The organism is Pseudomonas sp. BF-RE-25 (assembly GCF_019956105.1).
Lineage (GTDB): Bacteria > Pseudomonadota > Gammaproteobacteria > Pseudomonadales > Pseudomonadaceae > Aquipseudomonas > Aquipseudomonas migulae.
Map to the genome: position 1 here is coordinate 141,971 of NZ_JAHBDB010000077.1, position 19,620 is coordinate 161,590.

Sequence of the window (19,620 nt, forward strand, 5' to 3'; positions counted from 1 at the left end):
TGCTCGCGATGGACTTCTGGGCGACGCGTTTATCCAGACAGTGCGCGTCATCGTTGACGTCCATCGCGAGCGGGCTCGCTCCTACAGGAAGTGCGGGTTATTTCAGGAGTTTCTGGAACGCCTCCACCGGCAACGGCTGGCTGTGCAGATAGCCCTGATAAAAATGGCAGCCCAGCCCCTGCAAAAACTCCAACTGCTCCGGCGTCTCCACCCCTTCGGCAATCACTTTCAACTCCAGACTGCGGGCCATGGCGACGATGGCGCGGATGATTTCGGCGTCGTTCGGGTCGGTAGTCGCATCGCGAATGAACGACTGGTCGATTTTCAGGGTGTCTACCGGCAGTCGCTTGAGGTAAGTCAGCGAGGAATAACCGGTGCCGAAGTCGTCCATGGCGAAGCTGATGCCGAGTTTTTTCAGGCGGCGCATTTTGCTGATGGTGTCTTCCAGATTCTGGATGACGATGCCTTCGGTGATCTCCAGTTTCAGCAGCGAGCAGGGCAGACCGTGGGTGGCGAGGCTGAGCTCGATGCGCTCGACGAAGTCGTTCTGGCGGAATTGTCGTGGGCTGATGTTCACGCACAGGCTGAAGTCGAGCGGGTCGATCAGGCCCTTGGCGATCAACTGTTTAAAGGCGTCGCAGGCTTCGTCGACGATCCAGGTGCCGACTTCCAGAATCAGTCCGCTGTCTTCCAGGACCTTGATGAATTCAGTCGGCGATTGCGCGCCCAATTCCGGATGGTTCCAGCGCACCAGCGCTTCGGCGCCGACGATACGATTGTCGCGCGCGTCCACCTGCGGCTGGTAATGCACGTCAAATTCGCCCCGGGAAAGGGCCAGGCGCAGGTCGGTTTCCATGCGCAGGCGTTCACTGGCGGCCTTCTGCATGGTGTTGTGATACATCTGGGTGGTGTTGCGTCCCGAATCCTTGGCCCGATACAGCGCGATGTCGGCGCGTTTGAGCAGGTCGGTCGGGGTCGAGCCATGATCGGGAATCAGCGCAATACCAATACTCGGTGTCACTTGCAGGCGCTGGCCGTCGAGGAACATCGGTTCCGATAGCAGTTCGCGCAAGGTGTCCGCCAGCTCGCGGACCTGCTCGCTGACTTCATTGCGCGAGCCTTCCAGGCCGCTGAGCAGCACCACGAATTCGTCACCGCCCAACCGTGCCACGGTGTCCTCCATGCGTACGCTGGCTTCGAGGCGCGCAGTGATGATCTTCAGCACCGTGTCACCCACCGGATGGCCGAGCGAATCGTTGATGTGCTTGAAGTGGTCGAGGTCCAGAAACATCAGGGCGCCGCGCAGGTTGTGGCGTTTGAGCAGGGCGATCTGCTGGCTCAGGCGATCCATCAGCAGTGCGCGGTTGGGCAAGTTGGTCAGCGGGTCGTGGTAGGCCAGGTGGCGGATCTGCGCTTCGGCGTTTTTCAACAGGCTGACGTCCCGCGCGGTCAGCAGCAGGCACGCGGTTTCATTGAGGGTGATCGGTTCTACCGAGACTTCGACGGTCAGCAAGTCGCCATGCTTGTTGCGCCCAAGCATTTCCTGGTGATGCACGCGGCCCTTGATCTGCAGCTCGGCCAGCAGCGCCGAGCGTTGTTTTTCTTCGGCCCAGATGCCGACCTGGTACACCGTGCGGCCGACGACTTCATCGGCGCGGTAGCCGGTCAGGCGGCAGAAACCGTCGTTGACCTCCAGATAGCGCCCGGTGTCGCGTTCGGTGATGGTGATGGCGTCGGGGCTGGAGTGGAAGGCCTTGGCGAACTTCTCCTCGCTGGCCTTGAGCGCCGCTTCCGAGCGTTGTTGCTGGGTGATATCACGCAAAGTGGTAACGATGCACGGCTGGTCGCCGACACTGATCTGGCGGCTGGAAATCACGCAGGTCAGCGACTGGCCGTCCTTGTGCTGGACGATGATGGCGACGTTGTTCAGGCCTTGTTCGCGGATGACTTGTTCGATCCGGCGCAGGCTTTTCGCCGAGGCGTCCCACAGGCCGATTTCGTCGGCGCTGCGACCAATCACCTCGGCGGTGCTCCAGCCGAAGGTCTGGGTGAAACTGGAGTTGATCTCGATGAACTGGCCGGTGTCCTGGCGGGTAACGCAGATCGGGTCCGGGCTGACCTGGAACAGGGTGGCAAATTTCTCTTCGGAGGCGACCAGCTTCTGTTCGCGTTCGACCTGATCTGTAATGTCCAGCAAGGTCCCCGCCATGCGTAGCGGTGCGCCGTTTTCATCGCGGTAGAGGCGGGCGCGGCTTTCCAGGTAACGCGAAGTGCCGTCCTCCAGCTGTACGCGGTAGGTCAACTGATAGTTGCCGGCCGGACCTTCGCGCAGGCTGCGATAGGCATCGCGCATGCTGTCGCGCTCCTCGCCTGGCACGCCTTCGAAAAACTCGTCGAAGGACTCATGGAACGGTATGGGGTCCAGTCCGTGCAACTGCGCGGCGCGGGCCGAGCCATACAACATGCCGCTGGGAATGTGCCAGTCCCAGGTGCCGAGTTGCGCCGAGTCCAGCGCCAGATCGAGGCGCTCCTGGCTGTCTTTCAAGGCGAGTTCGGCAGCCTTGCGTTCGGTGGTGTCGAGAAAGGTGCTGAGCAGGTAGGGTTGGCCCTCGAGTTCGACCTTTTGCGCGCTGAGAATGCCATCGTGGACCTGGCCATTACTGGCGCGGAACTGCACCTCCATGCTGACCAGCTCACCTTTGGCCTTGGTCGCCTTGACCAGTTTCTCCCGTTGCTCCGGGTGTACCCACAGGCCCAGTTCCAGCGTGGTGCGGCCAATCGCGTTTTGCACCGGCCAGCCGAACAGGCTTTCGAAATACTGGTTGGCTTCGGTGATCAGGCCGTCTTCCTGGCGAGTCAGCAGCACCATGTTCGGGCACAGGTGAAACAGCGTCGCGAAGCGTTTTTCCGAGCTGCTCAGCGCCTGTTCGCGCTGACGCTGGTGGGTGATCTCGCGGATCACCCCGATCATGCGTGGTCGCCCGTGTTTGTCCGGCAGCAGGCTGCCGTTGATTTCCAGCCAGTGCAGGCTGCCATCGGGCCAGCGGATGCGGTGATGCATCGCTTGTTCCAGTGGCGCGCCGGCGATCACCGCGTGGAAGGCACGGAGGGTTTTCGCTCGATCCTCCGGGGGCAGCAAGTCGAGGTATTCCAGATCCGCCGGCAAGGGTTGCCGGGGGTCGAAGCCGAACAGCGCCTGCGTACCCCGCGACCAACTGATCTGCCCGCGTTCGATGTCCCAATACCAAGCGCCCAAACGTGCGCCGTTGAGGGCGGCCAGCAGCTGCGGCGCACTCTCCCAGCTCTGCTCGGATCGTTTCGGGTCAAGCGCCTGAATACGTGGCATCGGCGGAATACGGTCAACAGATTTCGGCATTGTCAGGCCTTGGGCTGAATGGGGCGTTAGGCGCAGGTATTTGAGGCTCTATAGGAGTAGCACAAATTAGCCTTGAGTCCCTGGCAGATCGAGTTGTGCATCCAGCAAGGCCATAAAAGCCCGTGCTGCGTTCGACAGCGTCCGTTCGGTGTGCAAGATATAGCCTAGCTGGCGAGTCAGTTGTATGCCGGGTAAAGGTATTCGCGCAACCTGATCGTCAAGCATTGTGCGCGGCAATACGCTCCAGGCCAGGCCGATCGACACCATCATCTTGATGGTTTCCAGATAATTCGTGCTCATGGCGATGTTCGGCGTCAAGCCTTGTGCTTCGAACAGGCGCCGGACGATATGGTGAGTAAAGGTGTTGCCGCCGGGAAACACCGCCGGATGCAGGGCGATGTCCGCCAGGCTGACCGCGCCATTGCTGATCAGTGAATGCTCCGGCGCGGCCACGAAATCCAGCGGGTCGTCCCACACCGGCGTGGCCTTGACCAGGGCGTGAGGCTCGGGCGCGAGGGTGATGACGGCCAGCTCGGCGCGACCGTGGAGGATTTCTTCGTAGGCCACTTCCGAATCGAGGAACTGAATATCCAGCGCGACTTGTGGGTAGCGGCGGGTGAATTCCCTTAACAAGGGCGGCAAACGGTGCAGGCCGATGTGGTGACTGGTGGCCAGCGTCAGGCGGCCGGTCACCTCGCCAGTCAGGTTAGTCAGGGCGCGGCGGGTGTCGTCCAGCACGTTCAGAATCTGATAAGCCCGTGGCAGCAGGGCGCGTCCGGCTTCGGTCAGGCCGACTTCGCGGCCCAGTCGATCAAACAGTCGCACCTTCAATTGCTGCTCCAGCCCGGCAATCCGTTTGCTGATCGCGGGCTGCGTCAGGTGCAGCCGTTCGCCGGCACCGGAGAAGCTTCCTGTCTCGGCAATGGCAATAAAGGCATTAAGGTTGGCCAGATCCATCGTCGTATTCCAGTTGGTTATCCAAAGCATAAAAAATATGAATTTGAGTTATTTAATGTAACCCCCTAGGATCGACCTCACAAGCCAAAGGGTTATTGAATCTCTCAAGACCCAGGGCATAGAAACACGCTGATGAGGACCGTCTGATGGCCGGCAAAACGCTTTACGACAAGCTTTGGGATTCCCATGAAGTGAAACGGCGCGACGATGGGTCGTCGCTGATCTATATCGACCGCCACATCATCCATGAAGTGACTTCGCCCCAAGCTTTCGAAGGCCTGCGCCTGGCCGGGCGCAAGCCTTGGCGCGTCGACTCGATCATCGCCACGCCGGACCACAACGTACCGACCACTCCGGATCGCAAGGGCGGCATCGAAGCGATTACCGATCAGGTCTCGCGTTTGCAGGTTCAGACCCTCGACGACTACTGCGATGAATATGGCATCACCGAATTCAAAATGAATGACGTGCGCCAGGGCATCGTTCATGTGATCGGTCCGGAGCAGGGTGCCACCTTGCCGGGCATGACCGTGGTCTGCGGCGACTCGCACACCTCGACTCACGGCGCGTTTGGCGCCCTGGCCCATGGCATCGGCACTTCCGAGGTCGAGCACGTGTTCGCCACGCAGTGCCTGGTCGCCAAGAAAATGAAGAATATGCTGGTGTCGGTCGAAGGCAAACTGCCGTTCGGCGTGACCGCCAAGGACATCGTGCTCGCGGTCATCGGCAAGATCGGCACCGCCGGCGGTAATGGCCACGCCATCGAGTTCGCCGGCAGCGCCATTCGCGACTTGTCTATCGAAGGCCGCATGACCATCTGCAACATGTCCATCGAGGCCGGCGCTCGCGTAGGTCTGGTGGCGGCGGATGAAAAAACCGTGGCGTACGTGAAAGGCCGTCCGTTTGCCCCGAAAGGCGCGGAATGGGACCTCGCTGTCGAAGCCTGGAAAGACCTGGTTTCCGACGCTGATGCGGTGTTCGACACCGTCGTCGAGCTGGACGCCACTCAGATCAAGCCTCAAGTCAGCTGGGGCACTTCGCCCGAGATGGTGTTGGCGGTCGATCAGAACGTGCCGGACCCGGCGAAAGAAATGGACCTGGTCAAACGCGGTTCCATCGAGCGCGCCTTGAAGTACATGGGTTTGACCGCCAATCAGGCGATCACCGACATTCAGCTGGACCGCGTATTCATTGGCTCCTGCACCAACTCGCGGATCGAAGACCTGCGCGCTGCGGCAGTGATCGCCAAGGGCCGCAAAGTGGCTTCGACCATCAAGCAAGCCATCGTGGTGCCGGGCTCGGGCCTGGTGAAGGCGCAAGCCGAAGCCGAAGGCCTGGACAAGATTTTCCTCGAAGCCGGTTTCGAGTGGCGTGAACCGGGTTGCTCGATGTGCCTGGCGATGAACCCGGACCGTTTGGAGTCGGGCGAGCATTGCGCATCGACCTCCAACCGCAACTTCGAAGGGCGTCAGGGCGCCGGTGGCCGTACGCACCTGGTCAGCCCGGCCATGGCCGCGGCGGCTGCCGTCAACGGTCGTTTCATCGACGTTCGCGAACTGATCTGAGGAACCGCACATGAGAGCTTTTACCCAACACACCGGTTTGGTCGCGCCATTGGATCGTGCCAACGTCGACACCGACCAGATCATTCCGAAGCAGTTCTTGAAGTCGATCAAGCGCACCGGTTTTGGCCCGAACCTGTTTGACGAATGGCGCTACCTGGACGTGGGTTATGCCTACCAGGACAACTCCAAGCGTCCGCTGAACAAGGATTTCGTCCTCAACGCCGAGCGCTACCAGGGCGCCAGCGTATTGTTGGCTCGCGAGAACTTCGGTTGCGGCTCCAGCCGCGAGCACGCGCCGTGGGCGCTGGAAGAGTACGGTTTCCGCAGCATCATTGCGCCGAGCTATGCCGACATCTTCTACAACAACAGCTTCAAGAACGGCTTGCTGCCGATCATCTTGAGCGACGCTGAAGTGGATGAACTGTTCCAGCAGGTCGAGGCGAATCCTGGCTACGAGTTGAAGATTGACCTGCAAGCCCAGACCGTGACCCGGCCGGACGGCAAGGTCTACAGCTTCGAGCTTGACGAGTTCCGCAAGCATTGCCTGGTCAACGGTCTCGATGACATCGGCCTGACTTTGCAGGATCACGAGGCGATTGCATCGTTTGAAGCCAAGCACCGTGCGAGCCAGCCTTGGTTGTTTCGCGACGCTTGATTTTGCGTAAGGCGTGATGACGTCTTCGCGGGCAAGTCGGATCGCCGCACCGCTCGCTCCTACAAGGACAGCGCAATACCTGTAGGAGCGAGGCTTGCCCGCGAAGAGGCCCGTAAAAACACCCCAAGACTCACCCGAAAAAGGAAGTCCACATGACCAGCACCGCCCAGCACAGCCAGGTAGTCCAAAAGCAATTCGGTGAACAGGCCTCGGCCTACCTGAGCAGCGCCGTCCACGCTCAAGGCACTGAGTTTGCGCTGCTACAGGCTGAGCTGGCCGGGCAGGGCGATGCCCGCGTGCTGGACCTCGGTTGCGGTGCCGGTCACGTGAGTTTTCACGTGGCGTCGCTGGTCAAGGAAGTGGTGGCTTACGATCTGTCGCAGCAAATGCTCGACGTGGTCGCCGGTGCTGCCGCTGATCGTGGGTTGGGCAACGTGTCCACGGTCCTGGGTGCCGCTGAGCGGTTGCCATTCGCCGATGGCGAATTCGACTTCGTCTTCAGCCGTTATTCGGCGCACCATTGGAGCGATCTCGGCCTGGCCCTGCGTGAAGTCCGGCGGGTGTTGAAGCCGGGCGGCGTGGCGGCGTTCATCGACGTGTTGTCACCGGGCAGCCCGTTGTTCGACACTTACCTGCAAAGTGTCGAAGTGCTGCGCGACACCAGCCATGTGCGCGATTATTCCGCCGGCGAGTGGCTGCGTCAGGTCAGCGAGGCAGGGTTGTACACTCGCAGCACCACGCGTCAACGCCTGCGTCTGGAGTACACCAGCTGGGTCGAGCGCATGCGCACACCACAAGTGATGCGCGCCGCGATCCTCGAATTGCAGCAGTCGATGGGCAACGAAGTACGCGAATATTTTGAGATTGAGGCCGATGGTTCGTTCAGTACCGATGTACTGGTGCTGATGGCAGAACGATAAGCTCGGAAACATAAGCACCGAGCGATAGAATTTTTCCGGGCGTGCCCAAGGGCACACCGACTGATGACATGAGGAAAGCATGAGCAAGCAGATTCTGATTCTCCCAGGTGACGGTATTGGCCCGGAAATCATGGCCGAAGCAGTCAAGGTGCTGGAACTGGCCAATGACAAGTACAACCTGGGCTTCGAGCTGAGCCACGACGTGATCGGTGGCGCAGCCATCGACAAGCACGGCGTGCCTCTGGCCGACGAAACCCTGGAGCGTGCTCGCGCCGCCGATGCTGTTTTGCTGGGCGCAGTGGGCGGCCCGAAATGGGACACCATCGAGCGTGACATCCGTCCTGAGCGCGGTCTGCTGAAGATTCGTGCGCAACTGGGCCTGTTCGGCAACCTGCGTCCGGCGATCCTGTACCCGCAACTGGCCGAAGCTTCCAGCCTGAAAGCCGAAATCGTTTCCGGCCTGGACATCCTGATCGTTCGCGAGCTGACCGGCGGCATCTACTTCGGCGCGCCGCGTGGCACCCGCACCCTGGAAAATGGCGAGCGTCAGTCCTATGACACGCTGCCGTACAGTGAAAGCGAAATCCGCCGCATCGCCCGTGTCGGTTTCGACATGGCCATGGTGCGCGGCAAGAAGCTGTGCTCGGTGGACAAGGCCAACGTGTTGGCTTCCAGCCAGCTGTGGCGTGAAATCGTCGAAGAAGTGGCCAAGGATTACCCGCAAGTTGAACTGAGCCACATGTACGTCGACAACGCGGCCATGCAACTGGTGCGCGCACCGAAGCAGTTCGACGTGATCGTCACCGACAACATGTTCGGCGATATCCTGTCCGACCAGGCATCGATGCTCACCGGTTCCATCGGCATGCTGCCGTCGGCATCGCTGGATACCCACAATAAGGGCATGTACGAGCCTTGCCACGGTTCGGCGCCGGACATCGCGGGCAAGGGCATCGCCAACCCGCTGGCGACCATTTTGTCGGTGTCGATGATGTTGCGTTACAGCTTCAACCAGTCGGGCGCAGCGGATGCCATCGAGAAAGCCGTGAGCCTGGTGCTGGATCAGGGCCTGCGGACGGGCGACATCTGGTCGACCGGTTGCACTAAAGTCGGTACGCAGGAAATGGGTGACGCAGTAGTCGCCGCGCTGCGGAATCTGTAATCTCTCGGGCCCGCTGCCACTTTCCACTTCGAAAGCAGCGGCCCACTTTTCAAGAAGGTGTAGTTGCGATGAAACGTGTAGGTCTGATCGGTTGGCGCGGTATGGTCGGTTCCGTGCTCATGCAGCGGATGCTGGAAGAGCAGGATTTCGATCTTATCGAGCCGGTGTTTTTCACCACTTCCAATGTCGGTGGCCAAGGCCCGTCCGTGGGCAAGGACATTGCTCCGCTCAAGGACGCTTACAGCATTGAAGAGCTGAAAACCCTCGACGTGATTCTGACCTGCCAGGGTGGCGACTACACCAGCGAAGTCTTCCCGAAGCTGCGCGAAGCCGGCTGGCAGGGTTACTGGATCGACGCCGCTTCCAGCCTGCGCATGCAGGATGACGCGGTCATCGTGCTGGACCCGGTCAACCGCAAGGTCATCGACCAGCAGCTCGACGCCGGCACCAAGAACTACATCGGCGGCAACTGCACCGTCAGCCTGATGCTGATGGGCCTGGGCGGTCTGTTCGAAGCCGGTCTGGTCGAGTGGATGAGCGCCATGACTTATCAGGCAGCCTCCGGTGGCGGCGCGCAGCACATGCGTGAACTGATCAAGCAAATGGGCGTGACCCACGGCGCTGTCGCCGATCAACTGGCCGACCCGGCCAGCGCCATCCTCGACATCGACCGCCGTGTGGCCGAAGCCATGCGCAGCGACGCGTACCCGACCGAGAACTTCGGCGTACCGCTGGCCGGCAGCCTGATCCCGTGGATCGACAAGGAACTGCCGAACGGTCAGAGCCGTGAAGAGTGGAAGGCCCAGGCCGAGACCAACAAGATCCTCGGTCGCTTCAAGAGCCCGATCCCGGTCGATGGCATCTGCGTGCGCGTCGGCGCCATGCGCTGCCACAGCCAGGCACTGACCATCAAGCTGAACAAAGACGTGCCGATCGCCGACATCGAAGGGCTGATCAGCCAGCACAACCCTTGGGTCAAACTGGTGCCGAACAACCGCGACATCAGCATGCAGGAGCTGAGCCCGACCAAGGTTACCGGCACCCTGAATGTTCCGGTTGGCCGTCTGCGCAAGCTGAACATGGGTTCGCAGTTCGTCGGCGCGTTCACCGTCGGCGACCAGCTGCTGTGGGGCGCGGCCGAGCCGCTGCGTCGCATGCTGCGGATTCTGCTTGAGCGTTGATCGATTGAAGCAATGAAAGAACCCGTGCCTTGAAAGGGGCGCGGGTTTTTTTATGGAAGTTGTGTCGCCAGCAAGGGCCTCTTCGCGGGCAAGCCTCGCTCCTACAGTTGCGGCGCGATCCCATGTAGGAGCGAGGCTTGCCTGCGAAGAGGCCGGTACAGCCACCGCAAACCCTTGGCAGAATTGCCTGCACGCCACCCACCCGGTAAAGTGCCGCTCCCCCCGTTTCGCCAGAGGTACACCCATGAGCCAGTCCTTTGATATTGCCGTGATCGGCGCCACCGGTACTGTCGGCGAAACGCTCGTGCAGATTCTCGAAGAGCGCGACTTTCCGGTCGGTAACCTGCACCTGCTGGCCAGCAGCGAGTCCGCCGGTCATTCTGTGCCGTTTCGCGGCAAGAACGTGCGGGTGCGGGAGGTCGATGAGTTCGACTTCAGCAAAGTACAGCTGGTGTTCTTCGCCGCAGGTCCGGCGGTGACCTTGAGTTTCGCCTCGCGGGCCACGGCGGCCGGTTGCTCGCTGATCGATCTGTCCGGCGCCTTGCCTGCCGATCAGGCGCCGCAGGTGGTGCCGGAAGCCAATGCTCAGGTTCTGGCCGGTCTGAAAAAGCCATTCCAGGTCAGCAGCCCAAGCCCGTCGGCCACCACCTTGGCCGTGGTGCTCGCACCCTTGCTCGGTCTGCTCGATCTGCAGCGCGTCAATGTGACCGCCAGCCTGGCCGTTTCTGCCCAGGGCCGCGAAGCCGTCACGGAACTGGCCCGGCAAACCGCCGAGCTGCTCAATGTGCGTCCGCTGGAGCCGAGTTTTTTCGATCGGCAGATGGCCTTCAACCTGCTGGCGCAAGTCGGCAAGCCGGATGAAAACGGCCATACGCTGCTGGAAAAGCGTCTGGTGCGTGAGCTGCGTCAGGTCATGGCCTTGCCTTCATTAAAGATTTCCGTCACTTGCATTCAAGCCCCGGTGTTTTTTGGCGATAGCTTTAACGTGACCCTGCAGTCTGCAAGCGCTGTGGACCTGGTAAAAGTCAACGCGGCGCTGGAAGACGCTCCGGGTATCGAGCTGGTGGAAGCCGGCGATTACCCGACGCCGGTCGGCGATGCGGTAGGGCAGGATGTGGTCTACGTCGGTCGGGTTCGCGCTGGAATCGACGACCCGTCGGAACTTAATGTGTGGCTGACGTCAGATAACGTACGCAAAGGCGCGGCGCTCAATGCTGTGCAGGTGGCTGAATTGTTGATAAAAGACCTGCTGTAAAAGATACTTGGCAACAATTTGCAGAATGATTCTGGTCGGGCGTCATGCTCGACCAGATTGCTGAAGGCAAGCCACCCTGCGAGGCTTTCCGGGGCATGAAAGAAATGATCGCGCGCGACGACCCTTCGCCGCCGCGCGCAATGCCTTACGGCAGCGACTATCAACACCTTCTCGCTGGCCGAGGAATGTTCAAACAAAGGATGAGGCTATGGTTCAAGTTCGCAAACTGGTGTTAGCAATAGCGGCCGCCTCGGCGCTGTCCTCCGGTATGGCGCATGCGCTCGGGCTCGGGGAATTGACCCTGAAGTCGTCGCTGAACCAGCCGCTGGTGGCGGAAATCGAATTGCTCGACGTCAAGGAACTCACGGCTGCCGAATTGGTGCCGAGCCTGGCGTCGCCCGAAGATTTCGCCAAGGCCGGTGTCGACCGTCAGGCATTCCTCAATGACCTGAGCTTCACCCCGGTGCTCAACGCCAGTGGCAAAAGCATCTTGCGCGTGACCTCCAGCAAGCCGCTGTCCGAACCGATGGTGAAATTCCTGGTTCAGGTGATGTGGCCCAACGGTCGCCTGCTGCGCGATTACAGCGTGCTGCTCGATCCGTCCAAATTCTCGCCGCAAACCGCTGAAGCGGCTGCGCAGCCGGCACCGACTCAGACTGTCGCTGCACCGGTGACCGGCGCTACCAAGCCGACCCAATACACCACCACGCCGCGCGATACCCTCTGGGAAATCGCTGCGAAGGCGCGCAATGGCGGCTCGGTTCAGCAAACCATGCTGGCCATCCAGGCGCTGAACCCGGATGCCTTCATCAACGGCAACATCAACCTGCTGAAAACCGGTCAGGTGCTGCGCCTGCCGGATCAGACGCAAGTCGCCAGCGTGCCGCAACCCAAAGCCATTGCCGAAGTCGCTGCGCAGAACACGGCGTGGCGTCAGGGGCGTCGCTATGTGGCGAAGCCTGGAGCAGGGCAGCAGCAACTTGACGCGACCAAGCGCCCTCGCGCTGAAGGCGCTCCAGTGCAGCCTGCCAAGGACAAACTGAGCCTGGTGTCTGCCGAGTCCGGCAAGGCCGGTGGCAAAGGTGCTGCAGGTGATGCGAAGGCCTTGAGCAACAAACTGGCCCTGGCCCAGGAAAGCCTCGACACGACCCGTCGTGACAACGCTGAACTGAAAAGCCGCATGACCGATCTGCAAAGTCAGCTGGACAAGCTGCAACGCCTGATCGAGCTGAAGAACAATCAGCTGGCCAAGATGCAGGCCGAAGGTGCTGCGGGTGCCCCGGCTGCTGCTGTCGCGGCGGCCCCGGCGATCTCGGCCGAATTGACGCCGAGCCCTGCGCCCGCAACGCCAGCCCCGGTGGCGGCCGCTCCAGAGGCAGCGTCGGCTCCGGCTGAAACGCCTGTCGAGCCAGCGCCGGCCGCGTCTGACGATCAAAAATTCAATGACCTGCTGACCAATCCGGTGCTGCTGGGTCTGGTCGGCGGCGGGGCAGTGGTTCTGCTGCTGTTGCTGCTGTTGCTGGCCCGTCGCCGCAAAGCCCAGCAGGAAGCCGAGAAACACCTGCGGATGGCCCGTGCCTTGTCCGAGGAGCAGGATTTCTCCGCTGATCTGGATTTGCCTGAAAGCAGCTTCGAAGGTCTGGAAGTGCCGCCGCCAAGCGTGAAGCTCGCGACCGCGCCAGCTCCTGCACCCGCGCCAACCCCGGCCCCGGCTCCTGCTCCGGTCATTGAGCCAGTGGTGGTCATGCCGCCGATTGCCGCGCCACTGGTCGCGCCTGCTGCTGAACGTGATGACGACGTGCTGGCCAAGGCGCAGTCGCACATGGCCGCCGGTCGCCTGAATCAGGCGGCTGCGTTGCTGGAAGAGGGCATCAAACAAGAGCCTCAGCGCAGTGACCTGCGTCTGAAGCTGATGGAAGTCTATGGCCAGCAGGGCGACCGCGATGCGTTCGTGGCGCAGGAGCGTCAGCTCGTGGCCAACGGCGAAAACTTCGCCCGTGTCGAAGAGCTGAAAAGCCGCTTCCCGGCCATGGCGGTCGTCGTTGCGGGTGGTCTGGCTGCTGCGGCCGTCGCTGCCGAACTGGACGCCGAATACGTCAAAGAGCTGTTGATGGACGAGTCCGAAGAGCCGGTGCCGGCACTGGCCGATGACGACTTCGACAGCGCGTTTGATCTGAGTCTGGATGATCTGGAAAACGTCGTTCCTGTGGTGGTCGCGCCTGAGCCGACGCCTGAGCCAGAACCAGAGGCTTTGGCCGAACTGGATGAATTCCCGCTGGACGACGACCTGAGCTTTGAGTCGGTGTTGCAGCAACAGACTGAAATCAAGGAAAACCTCGACGACCTGTCGGACTTCGATCTGGACATGGACCTCGGTGCCGATCCGTCGCCAGGGATCCTCGATGAAGACGATTTCCTGTTGAGCCTGGATGACGACGTCAAGGACTTGCCTGCCGTGGAAGTGCCAGCCGCCGCTCCTGAGGTCGCGCTGGATGATCTGGAGCTGCCGGCGGATTTCGATCTGTCGCTGGCCGATGAAATGGACGCTCCGGATGCATTTGCCGCTGAGCTGGATGACGTCAACGCCGAGCTGGATCGTCTGTCGCAGAGCATCGGCGAGCCGACTTTCACTGCCGAAGATGCATTGGCTTCCGCCGCTGACGAGCCGGAATTCGATTTCCTCTCCGGCACCGACGAAGTCGCCACCAAGCTCGATCTGGCCCAGGCCTACATCGACATGGGCGACGCCGACGGCGCGCGGGACATCCTCAATGAGGTGGTCAGCGAAGGTGACGCGGGTCAGAAGAGCGAAGCCAAGGAAATGCTTTCGCGTCTGGCTTGAATGACCGATAAGGCATAAACAAAACGGCAGCCCATTGAGGCTGCCGTTTTGGTTTCAGCAATCTATTGATAGTCGCAGTGGCATAGCCATCGCGAGCAGGCTCACTCCCACAAGGAAATCAGCGGACCCTGTGGGAGCGAGCCTGCTCGCGATGGGGTCATATCAAACAACACAAATGGCTAAAACTGTCAGGCCAGCAAATCCTCATAAAACGCACCAAGCGGCCGGGTAGGGTGGGCGATCTGGATTTCCAGAATCCATAACCCCACATTCGGACATTCCTCGAAATTCCCCAGATCCCCGGCACGATAAATCGCATGGGGGAAATCACTGACCCGGTGCCCCTTGATTTCCAGGTTCAGCTTCCAGCCCATCGCCGTCGCCTGTTCGTCGGCATAGCGATACAGCTCAGGACCGGCCACCTGCTGTGTACGCCAGTAATCGTGAACCTGATCGAACAAAGTCTTCGCGGCCGTCGCGCAGGCCTTCATCTCGGAATCATCACCGACGATGAACGTTGCGCCGGAGTCGCCTTCATGGCGATCCCAGACCACGCCGAGGTCGATAAAGAAAATGTCGTTCTCGGCCAGTACCGGATCGCCTTCGGAGCGTTGCTTGAAGGTTTTCAGGGTGTTTTCGCCAAAGCGGATCTTTGACGGGTGCCAGATGCGGTCCATTCCCAGCTCGTTTAATACCTCAAGGCTCATGGCCAGCGCCTCGGATTCACGCATGCCGGGTTTGATGCGTCGGGCCATTTCGTCGATGGCTTCCCACGTCTTGCGTTTGGCGTGCAGCATGCCTTCCAGGCTGTACGCCAGGCCGACGGCTTCTTTGAGAGGTGCATTCATCATCAGGTCTCGGTGGTGTTCTGTTTTTTTTCGTTGTGTAGTTATCTATATAGCGAAGTCTGTATGGACACTGCAACGGCACAAACGACACACGCCTCTGGCGTCCCGGTCCGGCGGCCTTATAATGCCCGCCTTTGCGTAGATCAGCAGGCTGTCACTCCTTGGCAAATATAGATAACCCGGCCGCCGAAATGGCGGCCGACGGCTTTTTCCGCATCGCGTTGGGCGTTGAATACAAAGGCTCGCGCTATCGCGGCTGGCAGCGTCAGGCCTCCGGCGTGCTCACGGTGCAGGAAACCCTGGAAAACGCCTTGTCCAAAGTTGCCGACTCACCCGTGTCGCTGCTGTGCGCCGGGCGCACGGACGCCGGTGTGCATGCGTGCGGGCAGGTGGTGCATTTCGACACGACGGTCGAGCGGTCGATGAAAGCCTGGGTCATGGGCGCCAACATCAACTTGCCCCACGACGTCAGCGTCAGTTGGGCCAAGGTCATGCCGGCGCATTTCCATGCGCGGTTCAAGGCCATCGCCCGGCGCTATCGCTACGTGATCTACAACGATCAGATCCGCCCGGCGCACCTGAACGAAGAAATTACCTGGAATCACCGTCCGCTCGACGTCGAGCGTATGGCCGAGGCTGCGCAGTACCTGGTCGGCACCCACGATTTCAGCGCTTTTCGCGCCGGCCAGTGCCAGGCCAAATCGCCGGTCAAGGAGCTGCATCACCTGCGCGTCACGCGTCACGGCAAGATGATCGTGCTGGATATCCGCGCCAGCGCCTTCCTGCACCACATGGTGCGTAACATTGCCGGTGTATTGATGACCATCGGCGCCGGCGAGCGTCCGGTGGAGTGGATGAAGGAAGTGCTAGAGAGCCGTATTCGCCGTTCTGGCGGGGTAACGGCGCATCCATTCGGCCTGTATCTGGTGCAGGTCGAGTACCGCGACGAGTTCGAATTGCCTGAACGTTACATTGGCCCACACTTCCTGACCGGTTTCACCGAACTTGACGGCTGACGCCCTCGAACGCATTTGTTACCATCCGGGACTTTCTCGGATTTACCCTGAGGTTTTATCGACATGTCAGCCGTTCGCAGCAAGATTTGCGGGATTACCCGCATAGAAGATGCGTTGGCGGCGATCGAGGCCGGGGCTGATGCCATCGGGTTTGTGTTTTACGCCAAGAGCCCGCGGGCTGTGACGTTCCAGCAAGCGCGCGACATCATCAAGGCGCTGCCGCCGTTTGTGACGACTGTGGGTTTGTTCGTCAACGCCAGCCGTTGCGAGTTGGGAGAGTTGCTCGACGCCGTGCCGCTGGACCTGTTGCAGTTCCATGGTGATGAAACCGCTGCCGACTGTGAAGGCTGGCATCGGCCGTACATCAAGGCGCTGCGGGTCAAGGCCGGCGACGATATCGCGGCGGCATGCAATGCGTTTCCAAGTGCCAGCGGTATCCTGCTCGACGCCTACGTTGAAGGCGTCCCTGGCGGAACCGGCGAAGCGTTCGACTGGTCTCTGATACCGCAAGGCTTGAGCAAGCCGATCATCCTGGCGGGCGGTTTGACGCCGGACAACGTCGCAGAAGCGATTGCCCGGGTTCGGCCTTACGCCGTGGACGTCAGTGGGGGAGTAGAGGCGAGCAAGGGCATTAAGGATCACGCAAAGATTCAGGCATTCATTAACGCGGTACGCAGCAGCAAGTAGTTGATGTGACGGCTGGCAGACTGCCGCCGTCCCAAAATGCACTGCGCTGCACAAAGCAGGCACGGCTGAGGATTGATGGGTTGTACGCAGGTCACGCTTCACTGACCCGGCCACCCACCGATCATCGCCACACACATGAATTTAGCTCAAGGGCATACGCGGGGCTGCGAACCAGAGCGTTCGGGCCGCCGGTACTGGAGAAAGAAAGCATGAGCAACTGGTTAGTAGACAAACTGATCCCTTCGATCATGCGTTCCGAGGTCAAGAAGAGCTCGGTGCCTGAAGGTCTGTGGCACAAATGCCCGTCTTGCGAGGCTGTGCTGTATCGTCCGGAGCTGGAAAAGACCCTGGATGTTTGCCCGAAGTGCAACCACCACATGCGTATCGGCGCCCGCGCCCGTATCGACATTTTCCTCGACGCCGAAGGCCGCAGCGAGCTGGGTGCGGACCTGGAGCCAGTCGACCGTCTGAAATTCCGCGACGGCAAGAAGTACAAGGACCGCCTGACCGCTGCGCAAAAGCAGACCGGCGAGAAAGACGCACTGATCTCCATGAGCGGCACCCTGCTGGGCATGCCGGTGGTGGTTTCGGCCTTCGAATTCTCCTTCATGGGCGGTTCCATGGGTGCGATCGTCGGTGAGCGCTTCGTACGCGCCGCCAACTACGCCCTGGAAAACAAATGCCCGATGATCTGCTTCGCCGCTTCCGGTGGTGCGCGGATGCAGGAAGCGCTGATTTCCCTGATGCAAATGGCCAAGACCTCTGCGGTACTGGCGCGTCTGCGTGAAGAAGGCATTCCGTTCATCTCCGTGCTGACCGATCCGGTCTACGGCGGCGTCTCCGCCAGCCTGGCGATGCTTGGCGACGTGATCGTTGGCGAGCCGAAAGCCCTGATCGGCTTCGCCGGTCCACGCGTGATCGAGCAAACCGTTCGCGAAAAACTGCCGGAAGGCTTCCAGCGCAGCGAATTCCTGCTGGAGCACGGTGCGATCGACATGATCATTCACCGTCAGGAACTGCGTCCACGCCTGGGTAACCTGCTGGCGCAACTGACCGGCAAGCCGACGCCGAAATTCGTCGCCGCGCCAATCGAGCCGATCGTCGTTCCGCCGGTGCCTGCAAACATATGACCCAACGCACCCTTGGCGAGTGGCTCGCCTACCTTGAGCAGTTGCACCCTTCGGCCATCGACATGGGCCTTGAGCGCTCGCAACAGGTAGCGTCCCGCATGGGGCTGGGCAAGCCGGCGCCTCGGGTGATCACGGTCACCGGCACCAACGGCAAGGGTTCCACCTGTGCATTCGTGGCTTCATTGCTGCGAGCGCAGGGTCTGAAGGTTGGTGTCTACAATTCTCCGCACCTGCTGCGTTACAACGAGCGGGTGCAGGTCAACGGCGTCGAAGCGACGGATGCCGAGCTGTGCGAAGCCTTTGCTGCGGTGGAGGCGGGGCGTGGCGAAACTTCCCTGACTTACTTCGAAATGGGCACCCTGGCGGCGTTCTGGCTGTTTCAACGGTCAGCACTGGATGCCGTGGTGCTGGAAGTCGGTCTGGGCGGGCGGCTGGACACGGTCAACGTGGTGGATGCCGACATGGCGCTGGTGACCAGCATCGGCGTGGATCACGCAGATTATCTGGGCGACACCCGTGAGTCAGTGGCCTATGAAAAGGCCGGCATCTTCCGCCAGGGTGCGCCTGCGCTCTGTGGCGACCTGAATCCTCCTCAACCTCTGCTGGACAAGGCGCGCGAGCTGGCTTGCCCGTTTTTCCTGCGGGGACGCGATTTTGACCTCGGTGTCACCGATCACAACTGGCAATGGCGCGGTCTTGACGCTCAAGGGCGTGTAGTCGAGTTGCATGATCTGCCGTTGCTCGATCTGCCGATGGAAAACGCTGCGCTGGCGTTGCAAGCGTACCTGTTGCTTGGTTTGCCTTGGGTCGATGCGCAGATTGTTGATGCGCTGAAAGCCACGCGGGTGGTCGGTCGTCTCGACCGTCGCCAGTTCGACTGGCAGGGCAAGCGTCTGAACCTGTTGCTGGATGTGGGGCATAACCCTCACGCCGCCGAATACCTGGCCCGTCGTTTGGCGAGCCGACCGCCGGCCGGCAAGCGTCTGGCGGTGTTTGGATTGCTGGCAGACAAGGATCTGGATGGTGTTGTCGGCGAATTGAATGCTAGTGTCCAGCACTGGGCTGTTGCGCCGCTGGATTCGCCGCGGGCGCGACCGGTCGCCGATTTGCACGGGGTGTTGCACAACCTCGGTGCTTCAGTCGCGTCCTATGACAGCGTGGCCGCCGCCCTGGAAGGGCAGTGCGCGCTGGCGACGAGCGACGACGAAATTCTGTTGTTCGGATCATTTTATTGTGTTGCCGAGGCCCTTGAATGGCTGGCCCGGCGCTCCACGGAGGAAGCGGCAAATGGCATTGCTGGATAAGGCTTACAAACAGCGCATGGTCGGCGCCCTGGTGCTGGTGGCGCTGGCGGTAATTTTCCTGCCGATGCTGTTTTCCCGTCAGGATGAGCAGCGTCAGGTAACGGTCGAAGCGCCAGCCGCCCCGCAAGCGCCTTCGGTGCCGCAGGTGCAGGTTGAGCCGGTGGCGGTGCCTGAGCCACAAGTCTTGCCGCAGGAGCCTGTGCCGAGTGATGACGACATCGCGCAGCAGGAAGAACCCGTAATGCCGATCGCACCGACTGCACCCGTCGCGCCTGCGCCTGCCGCAAAACCGGTAACGCCGCCTCCGGCACCGGCTCCGGTCAACAAACCGACGACTGCGCCGAGCCAGCCAATTACCGCCGCACCGGGTAAACCGGATACTACTCAAAGCCGCGTCGACGCCAATGGCCTGTCGGTCAGCTGGTCGGTGCAACTGGCCAGCCTGTCGAGCCGCGCCAGCGCAGAAAACCTGCAAAAAACCCTGCGCAGCCAAGGCTACAACGCCTACATTCGCACGGCTGACGGCAAGAATCGGGTGTTCGTAGGGCCGCTGATCGAGCGTGCGGAAGCCGATCGTCTGCGCGACTTATTGAACCGCCAACAGAACCTCAAGGGTTTTGTGGTGCGCTTCCAGCCTGAGCGCGGTTGAAAACTATCGACCCGATTTGAAATGCACTGACAATCGCAGCTTACCGATAAGCATGGGCTCTGCTAAAATGCGC

Annotated in this window: 15 protein-coding genes; 12 read left to right on the forward strand and 3 right to left on the reverse strand. The window is 60.9% G+C overall.

Annotated features, from left to right (window positions below; genetic code table 11):
- Positions 1-97: 97 nt before the first annotated feature.
- Positions 98-3,376, reverse strand: a complete 3,279-nt coding sequence (locus KGB24_RS26875) for a PAS domain S-box protein (protein ID WP_008028304.1) — start codon at positions 3,374-3,376, stop codon at positions 98-100.
- A 66-nt stretch (positions 3,377-3,442) separates the two neighbouring features.
- Positions 3,443-4,333, reverse strand: a complete 891-nt coding sequence (locus tag KGB24_RS26880) for a LysR family transcriptional regulator (protein ID WP_008028303.1) — start codon at positions 4,331-4,333, stop codon at positions 3,443-3,445.
- Between the two features lie 146 nt (positions 4,334-4,479).
- Between KGB24_RS26880 and leuC the strand changes: the two genes are divergently transcribed.
- The 7 genes from leuC to KGB24_RS26915 all read left to right on the forward strand — a co-directional run bounded on the left by leuC (position 4,480) and on the right by KGB24_RS26915 (position 13,913).
- The gene (leuC, locus tag KGB24_RS26885; RefSeq protein ID WP_008028300.1) at positions 4,480-5,898 is read left to right on the forward strand and encodes a 3-isopropylmalate dehydratase large subunit; all 1,419 of its coding nucleotides are present in this window, start codon (positions 4,480-4,482) and stop codon (positions 5,896-5,898) included.
- 10 nt (positions 5,899-5,908) lie between these two features.
- Positions 5,909-6,553, forward strand: coding sequence for a 3-isopropylmalate dehydratase small subunit (gene leuD, locus KGB24_RS26890; protein WP_008028298.1), 645 nt, complete (start codon positions 5,909-5,911; stop codon positions 6,551-6,553).
- A gap of 152 nt (positions 6,554-6,705) precedes the next feature.
- A complete protein-coding gene (locus KGB24_RS26895; protein ID WP_223414605.1) occupies positions 6,706-7,473 on the forward strand; it encodes a class I SAM-dependent methyltransferase in 768 nt (255 codons plus the stop codon).
- A gap of 79 nt (positions 7,474-7,552) precedes the next feature.
- The gene (gene leuB, locus KGB24_RS26900; RefSeq protein ID WP_223414603.1) at positions 7,553-8,635 is read left to right on the forward strand and encodes a 3-isopropylmalate dehydrogenase; all 1,083 of its coding nucleotides are present in this window, start codon (positions 7,553-7,555) and stop codon (positions 8,633-8,635) included.
- Between the two features lie 68 nt (positions 8,636-8,703).
- Entirely contained in the window at positions 8,704-9,816 is a 1,113-nt protein-coding gene (asd, locus tag KGB24_RS26905) for an aspartate-semialdehyde dehydrogenase (RefSeq protein ID WP_008037636.1), read from the forward strand.
- 244 nt (positions 9,817-10,060) lie between these two features.
- Positions 10,061-11,071, forward strand: a complete 1,011-nt coding sequence (locus KGB24_RS26910; protein WP_192226356.1) for an aspartate-semialdehyde dehydrogenase — start codon at positions 10,061-10,063, stop codon at positions 11,069-11,071.
- 208 nt (positions 11,072-11,279) lie between these two features.
- On the forward strand, positions 11,280-13,913 hold the full coding sequence (locus tag KGB24_RS26915; protein ID WP_223414602.1) for a FimV/HubP family polar landmark protein: 2,634 nt from the start codon (positions 11,280-11,282) through the stop codon (positions 13,911-13,913).
- Positions 13,914-14,101: 188 nt separating this feature from the next.
- On the opposite strand, the gene KGB24_RS26920 is transcribed toward KGB24_RS26915, so the two are convergent.
- A complete protein-coding gene (locus tag KGB24_RS26920) occupies positions 14,102-14,761 on the reverse strand; it encodes a M24 family metallopeptidase (RefSeq protein ID WP_223414626.1) in 660 nt (219 codons plus the stop codon).
- Positions 14,762-14,952: 191 nt separating this feature from the next.
- Between KGB24_RS26920 and truA the strand changes: the two genes are divergently transcribed.
- The 5 genes from truA to KGB24_RS26945 all read left to right on the forward strand — a co-directional run bounded on the left by truA (position 14,953) and on the right by KGB24_RS26945 (position 19,547).
- Positions 14,953-15,777, forward strand: a complete 825-nt coding sequence (gene truA / locus KGB24_RS26925; RefSeq protein WP_192417003.1) for a tRNA pseudouridine(38-40) synthase TruA — start codon at positions 14,953-14,955, stop codon at positions 15,775-15,777.
- 63 nt (positions 15,778-15,840) lie between these two features.
- Positions 15,841-16,464 carry a phosphoribosylanthranilate isomerase gene (locus KGB24_RS26930; protein WP_223414601.1) on the forward strand — a complete coding sequence of 208 codons (624 nt, stop codon included), beginning with the start codon at positions 15,841-15,843 and terminating at the stop codon, positions 16,462-16,464.
- A gap of 209 nt (positions 16,465-16,673) precedes the next feature.
- On the forward strand, positions 16,674-17,594 hold the full coding sequence (accD, locus tag KGB24_RS26935; protein WP_008028281.1) for an acetyl-CoA carboxylase, carboxyltransferase subunit beta: 921 nt from the start codon (positions 16,674-16,676) through the stop codon (positions 17,592-17,594).
- Complete coding sequence (gene folC, locus KGB24_RS26940) at positions 17,591-18,898, forward strand: bifunctional tetrahydrofolate synthase/dihydrofolate synthase (protein WP_223414600.1); 1,308 nt, start codon at positions 17,591-17,593, stop codon at positions 18,896-18,898. The genes accD and folC overlap by 4 nt, the downstream gene beginning before the upstream one ends.
- Positions 18,882-19,547 (forward strand): SPOR domain-containing protein, encoded by a 666-nt coding sequence (locus tag KGB24_RS26945; protein WP_008037624.1) that lies wholly within the window; start codon positions 18,882-18,884, stop codon positions 19,545-19,547. Before folC ends, KGB24_RS26945 begins: the two co-directional genes overlap by 17 nt.
- Positions 19,548-19,620: the final 73 nt, after the last annotated feature.